The sequence below is a fragment of the Candidatus Rokuibacteriota bacterium genome, assembly GCA_016209385.1.
Lineage (GTDB): Bacteria > Methylomirabilota > Methylomirabilia > Rokubacteriales > CSP1-6 > JACQWB01.
In genome coordinates this window covers 33,124-42,029 of record JACQWB010000256.1, presented here as the reverse complement: position 1 = coordinate 42,029, position 8,906 = coordinate 33,124, and the positions used below count along the sequence as shown (strand labels likewise).

At 68.9% G+C, this 8,906-nt stretch carries 9 protein-coding genes; 4 read left to right on the top strand and 5 right to left on the bottom strand.

From position 1 onward, the window contains the following. Window positions 1–581, bottom strand: a 581-nt coding sequence (locus tag HY726_19265; GenBank protein ID MBI4611134.1) for an adenylate/guanylate cyclase domain-containing protein, incomplete at its 3' end; no start/stop codon positions are given. Between the two features lie 126 nt (window positions 582–707). Here HY726_19265 and HY726_19260 point away from each other — a divergent pair. From HY726_19260 to HY726_19245, 4 genes are all read left to right on the top strand, one after another. Further along, window positions 708–1,049, top strand: coding sequence for a zinc ribbon domain-containing protein (locus HY726_19260; GenBank protein MBI4611133.1), 342 nt, complete (start codon window positions 708–710; stop codon window positions 1,047–1,049). A 129-nt stretch (window positions 1,050–1,178) separates the two neighbouring features. Next, complete coding sequence (locus HY726_19255; protein ID MBI4611132.1) at window positions 1,179–1,445, top strand: hypothetical protein; 267 nt, start codon at window positions 1,179–1,181, stop codon at window positions 1,443–1,445. 427 nt (window positions 1,446–1,872) lie between these two features. Next, entirely contained in the window at window positions 1,873–2,175 is a 303-nt protein-coding gene (locus HY726_19250) for a type II toxin-antitoxin system Phd/YefM family antitoxin (GenBank protein ID MBI4611131.1), read from the top strand. Next, window positions 2,162–2,611 (top strand): type II toxin-antitoxin system VapC family toxin, encoded by a 450-nt coding sequence (locus HY726_19245; GenBank protein MBI4611130.1) that lies wholly within the window; start codon window positions 2,162–2,164, stop codon window positions 2,609–2,611. The genes HY726_19250 and HY726_19245 overlap by 14 nt, the downstream gene beginning before the upstream one ends. A gap of 45 nt (window positions 2,612–2,656) precedes the next feature. On the opposite strand, the gene HY726_19240 is transcribed toward HY726_19245, so the two are convergent. The 4 genes from HY726_19240 to HY726_19225 are packed head-to-tail and all read right to left on the bottom strand — an operon-like array spanning window position 2,657 to window position 8,897. Next, window positions 2,657–4,354 carry an amidohydrolase family protein gene (locus HY726_19240; GenBank protein ID MBI4611129.1) on the bottom strand — a complete coding sequence of 566 codons (1,698 nt, stop codon included), beginning with the start codon at window positions 4,352–4,354 and terminating at the stop codon, window positions 2,657–2,659. A gap of 24 nt (window positions 4,355–4,378) precedes the next feature. Next, a complete protein-coding gene (locus HY726_19235) occupies window positions 4,379–5,965 on the bottom strand; it encodes an AMP-binding protein (GenBank protein ID MBI4611128.1) in 1,587 nt (528 codons plus the stop codon). Continuing rightward, the gene (locus HY726_19230) at window positions 5,965–7,050 is read right to left on the bottom strand and encodes a PD40 domain-containing protein (GenBank protein MBI4611127.1); all 1,086 of its coding nucleotides are present in this window, start codon (window positions 7,048–7,050) and stop codon (window positions 5,965–5,967) included. The genes HY726_19235 and HY726_19230 overlap by 1 nt, the downstream gene beginning before the upstream one ends. Then, window positions 7,050–8,897 (bottom strand): M20/M25/M40 family metallo-hydrolase, encoded by a 1,848-nt coding sequence (locus HY726_19225; GenBank protein ID MBI4611126.1) that lies wholly within the window; start codon window positions 8,895–8,897, stop codon window positions 7,050–7,052. Before HY726_19225 ends, HY726_19230 begins: the two co-directional genes overlap by 1 nt. Between the last annotated feature and the right edge of the window lie 9 nt (window positions 8,898–8,906).

Sequence of the window (8,906 nt, the reverse complement as noted above, 5' to 3'; positions counted from 1 at the left end):
GTCAGCCGCCTCCCCTCGAGGCTCTGACGAAACTCGTAGAGGAACCGGGACTTGCCCACGCCGGGCTCGCCCACGATCCCGACCACCTGCCCCTGTCCGCGCTCGATCTGGGCCAGGAGATCGTGCAGGGCGGCCAGCTCGCGCTCCCGCCCCACGAACCGGCTGAGCGGGCGCTCACCGATCGGCTCCAGCGGTGAGCGCCGCGGCCCGACTCCCAGAACCTTATAGGCCGTGATTCGTTCGGTCTTGCCTTTGATCTGGACCGGCTCTAATGCTTCGAGGCGCACGTAGCCCCTGACGAGCCGGCGGGTGGCTTCGCTGACGAGGATGGCGTCCGGCTCAGCCAACTGCTGAAGGCGAGCGGCCAGATGCGTGGTATCCCCAATCGCCGTGTAGTCCATGCGGAGGTTGTCGCCGATCTTGCCCACGACCACGGGGCCCGTGTTGAGGCCCATGCGGAGGGCCAGGTCTTCGCCGAGCGCGGGCCGGTGCTCTTTCAAGGCGCGCTGGATGCCTAGAGCGGCCAGGACGGCGCGGCGGGCGTGATCTTCGTGCGCGAGAGGCGCGCCGAACAACGCCATGAAGCCGTCGCCCAGGAACTGGTTGATCGTCCCCTAGAATAGCGGTGGACCTCGCCGAGGGCCAGCTCAAAGAACTGGTTCAAGAGGGTGTGCATGGCCTCGGGCTGGCTCGCTGGAGGGCCCGGCATGAAGTGCCCCCGGTGCCAGCACGAAAACGCTGCAAGCCTGAAATTCTGCGGGGAGTGCGGCGCCCACCTCGCGTCGGTCTGCTCCGCATGCGGCGCGTCGAATGCTCCGGCCCAGAAGTTCTGCGGTGAATGTGGTGCGCCGCTCACCCAGCCGCCGGCGGAAAAGTTTCCCTCGCCGCAGGCCTACACCCCCCGCCACCTGGCCGAGAAGATCCTGACTTCCCGGGGCGCCCTGGAGGGCGAGCGCAAGCAGGTGACGGTCCTCTTCTGCGACCTCGCCAACTCGACGGCCCTGGCCGAGCGCCTGGCAAGCGGGTACAGGGACAGAACCGTTGGTTGACGCGATCTTAGTCTTGCGCCTACCCGAGGGTCAAGGGGGCGCGAGTCCGCCCCGAGCCATCGCAACTTCTTCCGCACATTATGCGGCGGCGTCAGGGAGGCCGATCAGGAGGCGGGCAGGACCGCGCGCGTGCTCGATGCGCTGGAGAAGATCCGTGAGAAAGTCGGGGAGGTGCTCACCCCGACCGAGCTCCTCCACGTGCTGAAGGCCCGGCTGGGCTGGGATTGGCTCAAGGGCCCGAGACGCCTGGCCAGGCTGCTGAACTGTCTCGGCCTCTTCCGCCAGCAGTGCCGGGAGGGGGCGCGGCGCCGGTGCTGCTACGTGCTCACCGCCGAGACGCTCGCCGACCTCCGGGCGAGGTGTGGCGCTCCCGCCGAGCCCGCTCCCGAGGCGTGAACCATGCTCATTTCCTCTGTTTTCGCCGCTCGATCCGGTGACACGGTGACAACCCGCATTAGTACTGGCGTGTCACCGCTTCATGCAAGTGGTGACGTCACCGGATGCAGAAGCGGTGACAACCCGCACCAATACTGGCCTGTCACCGTGTCACCGCTTCTGCCCCTGAAAACGGAGGAAAGAGGGCTCTCTTGTGAATAGCCTAGCGCCCTGGATCCTCGACTTGGTGAGCCGGCTCTCAGGCCGCGAGGAGCCCGGGCTTCCGAGGATGTTCTCGGCGAGGTTCGCCGGGGCCGCCTCCCCTGGGAGGGTCGAGGAGGGACAACGATAGGGTGGGCCGCCCGGTTGCCCTTCAAAGACTTGACGCAGTTCACGCATTGTAGGATATTTGGACCAAAATGACTAATATAGTCAAAGGAGTGCGGAGATGGCTAAAGAGGTCTCGGTCGGGGAGGCGAAGGCAAAGCTCTCGAGTTTGATCAACGCTGTCGCTTATGGAGGAGAGCGGGTTGTCATCCAGTCCCGGGGCCGGCCTAAGGCGGCGCTGGTCAGCGTGGAAGATCTCCGTCGCCTGGAGGGGGTCCGTCCCGTTCGGCCTTCCACCCCTCAACGAGCCCTCGCGCTCGCCCAGGCCGATCGGGTGAGGCAAGCCCTTGAAGGCTTCAAACTCACTGACTCGGTGGAAGAGCTGGCTCGGATAAGGGAGGAACGCCTGCGTGGTCTCCGCTGACTCCGCTCGCCCGGCGGGCGTGGTGGTTGACGCGAGCGTTGTCTTGAAGCTGCTCCTCCCCGAAGAGCGGAGCGCGGCGGTCCGTCACCTCTGGGGCCGGTGGGTTGAGCAGGAAGTGGAGGTCGTTGCTCCGTTTCTGCTCGCCTACGAGGTCATCGCGGTGCTGCGAAACAAGGTCTTTCGGCGAGAGCTTCCACCCGAGGCGGGTGAGGCCGCGTTTGTCGCCTTCCGGACCCAGGAGATCTTGCTGCTGCATCCAGACGGAATAGAGGAAACGGCGTGGAGACTCGCCAAGCAGCTGAATCTTCCTACCAGCTATGACGCGGCGTACCTGGCGTTGGCGGACCTCATGGAGTACGAGTTCTGGACAGCCGACCGCCGCTTCGCTGCCGGCGTTCGAAAGAAGTTGCCGAGAGTTCGACTGATCGGCCGCTGACCTACTCTGTCAGGGCCATGTCGATGGCGAAGCGGAAAGCAGATCTCAGCCTGTTGGCGTCCGCGGGCGGAGGACTCGACCGGGCCCCGGTCCCTCAGGAGAGATAAGCCGTCCATCGCGGATCAGCGCACGGCCGTTGACGAAGGACCAGCGGATGCCGCTGGCGCGCTGGACCAGGCGCGGCCCGCCATCGGGGAGGTCGTAGACCAGCTCGGGCTCGTGGTCCGCGATCGCGTCCGGGTCAAAGACGACGATGTCGGCGGCGAGCCCGGGGGCCAACCGCCCGCGATCGCGGATTCCGAACACGTCGGCCGGCATTGAGGTGATGCGGCGCACGGCCTCCTCGAGGGAGAGCGCCTTGCGCTCGCGCACCCAGTGGCCCAGCAGCCGGCTCGTCTGGCCGGCCTCGCAGAAGAGCGTGACGTGGGCCCCCGCGTCCGACAGGCCGAGCAGCGACCGCGGATGGGTGAAGATCTCGGCGACCGCCGCCGCGTCGGTGTTCAAGATCGCAACCGTGAACTCGGTCTTGAGGTCCTCGGCCAGGGCCAGGTCGAAGAAGGCGTCGATGACGTCCTTCCCCATGGCGGCGGCAACGTCGGTCATCGTTCGACCTACGAAGCCGGTGTGAGCGGGGTCGCGCACCGCCTTCACGCGCAGCGGGGCGGTGTCGCCCTCGAAGAGCGGCGTCCGGCCGACCGTCGCGCGGAACTCGGCGCGGAATCCCGCGTCCTGGAAGATGGCGCGCCACTCGGAGAGCGGCGCCTCGAGGACGCGGCGCCACACCGGGAAGCGGAAGAAGACGAAGGCGCCGGTGAGGTCGAACGTGGCGGTGAGGGGCGAGCAGGTTCCCTGGGGGTAGATGAGGATGCCTTCGCGGTGGAGCGCCTCGATCCGCGCGAGGATCGTGCGGTGCTCCTCCGGTTTCAGCGGGTTGTGCCGGAGCGACACCAGCGTGACGGGCCGCCGGGCCGCCCGCGCCAGCTCGACGAACCGGTCGATCTCCGCGACCCGGTCCGGGCGGGTGCCCCCGATCGTCAGCTCCAGGATCCCGCGCCTGGTCTCCCCCATCAGCGCGACGAGCCGCGTCAGCTCATCCTCGGTGGCGAGGCGGGTCGGGACGGGCCGGCCGCGGTCGCCGACATGGTTCGTGTTCGTGGAGGAGGAGAGACCGAGGGCTCCGGCCGCCATGGCCTCCCGCACGACCTCGCCCATCCGCGCGACCTCGTCGTCGGAGGCCGCCCGCTCCCAGGCCGCATCGCCCATCACGTACTGGCGGACCGCCGAGTGGCCGATGAGGGCGCCCACATTCACCCAGAGGCCGCTCCGGTCGAGGGCGTCGACGTACTCGCCGAACGTCTCGAACTCCCAGCGGATCCCCTTCCGCATCGCGTCCAGCGACATCCCCTCGACGTACTGCAGCATGCGCATGAGCGTTTCCCGGTTGTGGGGATGGCAGGGCGCGATCGTGAAGCCGCAGTTGCCGGTCACGACCGTCGTGACGCCGTGCCAGGAGGAGCAGGACGCGAGGGGGTCCCAGGTGAGCTGGGCATCGTAGTGGGTGTGGGGATCGATGAAGCCCGGCGTCACGGCGAGGCCGGTCGCGTCGATCTCCTGCCTGCCGGGCCCCGCCGCCGTGGCCACCTCGACGATCTGCCCGCCCATCACCGCGACGTCGGCCCGGCGGGCGGGAGCGCCCGTCCCGTCCACGATGAACCCACCACGGATCACCAGATCATGCGTCATTGAAGCCTCCTGCGGCCGTTCCCGTCAGTGATGGCCGCTCTGATAGACGATGCTCTCGCCGAGTTCGCCGCGCGCGATGAGCTGGCTGAGCCGCGAACGCTGGAGCTTGCCGCTGGAGGTCTTGGGCAGCGCCCGCGGCTTGGTCAGCACGACCCGGGCCGGGTGGTGGCCGCACTGGGCGTGGACGCGCTGCGCGATCTCGCGCACCAGGCGGGAGAGGGTCTCGGAGTCGGCCGTGGGCTCTCTCAGCTCGGCCACGACGTGCAGGCGCTGGGTCCCGAGCCGCTCGCTCTCGACCCCGACCGCGGCCGAGTAGCGGATGCCGGCCACCTGGTCCACCACGTCCTCGATGTCCGCCGGCACGATGTTCTCGCCCGCGACGATGATCAGGTCCTTGAGCCGGCCCGTGATGTAGAGGTAGCCCTCGGCATCGAGGAAGCCCAGGTCGCCGGTGCGGAGCCAGCCGTCGGGCATCAGGACCTGGCGGGTGGCCTCGGGGTCATTGTAGTAGCCCTGCATGACGCCCGGGCCGTTGACCACGATCTCCCCCTCCTTCCCGGCGGGGAGAACCGTCTCGCCTTCCATGATGCGGACGGAGATGCCCGGGCACGGTTGCCCGACCGAGATGAAGCGTCCCGACGAATCCAGGCGGATCGGCTCGCCGCGCGGCCAGATCGTCACGGCTAGCGTCGCCTCGGCGAGGCCGTAGCACGGCACCAGGACATCCTTCACGTTGAACTTCTCCTCGAAGGCCCTGATCGTGGAGAGCCGGACGGGCTCGGCGCCGGACAGGGCCATCTTGAGCGACGAGAGGTCCAGGCCGGTCGTGTCCTTTACGTTTCGCACGCAGTTTCGATAGCCGAAGTCAGGGGATACCGTGAGCGTCCCGCGCTCCCGGGTGATCGTCTCGAGCCACAGCCGGGGGCTGCGCAGATCCGGCGGGAGGAGGATGAGCCGCGCGCCGACGAGAGGCGGCGTGAAGCCGCAGCCGATGAGTCCCATGTCGTGGTAGAGCGGGAGCCAGCTCACCACGGTGTCGGCCGCCGTGAGGCCCGCGGCCCGCGCCATGATCTTCTTGGTCTCCACCACATTGGTGTGTGAGAGCACCACGCCGCGCGGGTGACCGGTGCTCCCCGAGGTGTACTGGACGAAGGCGATGTCCTCGGGGCGCGCCGTGGGGAACGTTGACGGCGGAGCCGCGCCCTCGAGGTCTGACGGGGTGAGGAAGTGGCGGACGTTGGCCGCGGCGGCCTTGGCGTCCTCGATGCCCGGCCTGAACCAGTCGATGGAGACGACGGCCCTCGCCTCGGAGCTCCGGAAGATGTTGGCCATTCCCTCGGGGCTCATGTTCGGGTAGAGCGGCGCGGGAATCGCCCCGAGACGGAGAATGCCGAAGAAGGTGTAGAAGAACTCGGCGCAGGTTGGATAGACGAGGCAGACCGTGTCTCCCGGGCCGATGCCGGCCTTGGCAAGGCCCCCAGCATACCGGCCGCTCAGCTCCCAGAGCTGCCCGTAGGTGACGGGCTGGTCGAGGAGCGTGAAGTAGGTCAGGTCGGGCGTGGCCGCAACCCGATGCTCCATCACCTCGGTGAGCGTTCCGGCTTCCTGCATCAGGCCTCCCAGTCGGCGATGAGCACGTTGATCTCGCGCGGGGCCACTGCGTACCGGTTCCCACAGAAGACCAGCCTGGTGCCGTCGCGCGAGAACATCGGGAAGGAGGCGAAGGAGTCGGCGTACGTCAGGCGCTCGAGCCCGGAGCCGTCCACGTTGATCAGGTAGAGCGCGAACGAGCGCCCGGTCGGATCGTGGAGGTTCGAGGAGAAGATCACCTGCCGGGAGTTCGGGTGCATGAACGGGGCGAAGTTCGCGGCGCCGTTCCGCGTGACCTGAGTGAGACCGGTCCCGTCGGCTCGCATCACAAAGATCTCGAGCGCGCGCGGCCGGACGACCCCCTGGCCGAGCAGCATCCGGTACTCGTCCAGCTCCGCCCGGGTCTCCGGGTGGGCGGACCTCAAGACGATGAAGCGCCCGTCCCAGGAGAAGAACGGGCCGCCGTCGTAGCCGGGCCTGTCGGTGAGTCGCCGCACGTTTGAGCCGTCAGCGTCCATCACGTAGAGGTCCAGGTCGCCGTCGCGGAGAGAGGTGAAGACGATCCGGCTCCCGTCCGGCGAGACCGCCCCTTCGGCGTCGTAGCCGTCGTTCTCCGTCAGCCGTCGGAGGTCTCCGCCGTCCACGTCGGCCGAGAAGATCTCGTAGCCCGGGTAGATGGGCCACACATAGCCCCGGGACCTGTCGGGCGGTGGCGGGCAGGCGCCCTTGTCGAGATGGGTGGAGGCGTAGAGGAAGCGCTTCCCGTCGGGGAAGAAGAACGAGCAGGTCGTCCGTCCTTTGCCCGTCGAGACCAGTCTCACGTCGCTGCCGTCCGCCCGCATCGGGAAGCTCTGATCGCAGCCGACGGGCGGGCGGGTGGACTGGAAGACGAGCCGGGTGCCCGTCCAGTCGAAGTAGGCCTCGGCGTTCTGGCCGCCGAAGGTGAGCTGGCGGAGGTTGGCCAGCCGGCGCTCCCGCGGGTCGGGCTGGAGCGGGGGCGCGGCCGCGCTCGCGCGTCGGGCCCGGATCAGCTCGATCAGGGCCCAGCCGGCACCGGTGACCCCGAGCTTCAGCACCGTCCTCCGGTCGAGCGCCCAGCGGAGCATCAGCGTCGCTCTTCCAGCGTGGCCTCGACCTGGCGCTCCTGCCCGTCGCGGAAGATCACCACGTCCACCCGGTCGCCCGGGCGTCTGCCGCGGAGCGCGAACGTCAGGTCGTCGAGCGTCTTCACCATCACGCCCGCGAACTTCACGATGACATCGCCGGCCTGGACCCCCGCCTTCGCGGCCGGGCTGCCCGGGCGGACCCCGCTGATCCTCACACCCGGGCGCTCGGCCTCGCCGAAGTCCGGAACGATTCCGAAGAACGGGCCGTAGCCGCCGCCCCGGGCGCGGCTCGGTGGGGCCTGGACCTTCACGTAGGCGGGTGGAGTGGCCGCGCTCGCGGCGGCGGCAACGACGCGAGCTGCGAACGTCGTCACGGTCTCCAGCCCCTGGGGATTCAGCTTCTCCCAGGTATCGGTCGGCCGATGGTAATCGCCGTGGGCTCCGGTGAAGAGGAAGAGCACGGGCCGCTCCGCGGTGTAGAAGGCCGTGTGGTCCGACGGGGAGTACGGATCGCCGCGGAGCTGGAGCGAGAGCCCGAGCCCCTGAGCGGCGTCGGTCACCAGCGCGCGGAGGCCGGTGCCGCTGTCCACGCCGGCCGCGTAGAGCTTTCCGTCGCGGAGCCGGCCGATCATGTCCAGGTTTACCATCAGGATCGTCCTTTCGAGCGGGAACGCGGGCCGCTTCACGTAGTGCGAGGACCCGAGCAGCCCCATCTCCTCGCCGGCGAACGCGACGAAGACCAGCGTCCGCGAGAGCCCGCCGGCTGCGGCGAAGGTCCGGGCGAGGGCCATCACGGCGGCCGTGCCCGAGGCGTTGTCGTCAGCGCCGGGGTGGATCGTGCCCGCCTGATCGGGAGCCAGCGAGCCCTCCCCGCCGCGCCCCAGGTGATCGTAGTGGGCGCCGATGACGATCGCCTCGTCCTTGAGCCGCGGGTCGGTGCCCGGCAGGATCCCGACGACGTTGGCTGTCGTCCCGCGCTCGCGCACCAGGTTCACCTCCAGCCTGAGCCTCGTATTGGTGACGAGAAAGGACTGGGGTGTGAGCGTCCGATCGATCCCGTCGGCGAGCTCGGCGAGCCGTTTCCCGGAGGGGGCGAGGAGATCCTCCCCTACGGCGCGCGTCAGGAAGGCGGCCACGATGCCCCACGGCTGGCTGACGCCCCGGAGCGCGGGAAGGGCTTCCGTGTCTGCCGCGGGATGCGCGACCAGGATGATCCCCAGCGCGCCGTGCTCGCGGGCGTTGATGATCTTGTGGTTCCGCTGCGAGTAGTGGTACGCCTCGGGACGCCGGAACGGGCTTCCCGGGTCCTGACTCCGCGGCTCTCGCGTGATCGCCAGCACGATCTTGTCGCGCACGTCGAGGTTCGCGTAGTCATCGTAGTGGAGATCCGGCGCGGTGATCCCGTAGCCGACGAACACAAGCTCCCCGACCGCGCTCCCGTCGGTCGAGACCGCCAGCGGCGTGAACTCGCGGCCGAGCGCCAGCGACCGGAGGGACGGGGCGAGGATGCTCAGCGCGTTGGCCGACCCGAGCCTGATGCCCGTCGGCACCTGGAAGGCTTGGAGGAACCCGCCCGCCTCACCTCCGGGTCTGAGACCGGTCTCCTGGAACACCCGGCCGATGTGACGGGCCGCCCGGTCCGCCCCCGGCGTCCCCGAGCTTCGTCCCTCCATCTCGGGGGCTGAGAGGACTTTGACCTGATCGAGGAGCCAGGCCGCCGGCGGGGCCTGCGGGCTTCCTGACTGCGAGGCCGCGGCCTGAACCAGTGCGACGGCCAGCGTGATCAGAACGGCGAGCGATCGCGGAACGGCACCCGGGCGCACGGTCGTATTGTAGAGGATTCTCACGAGCCGCGA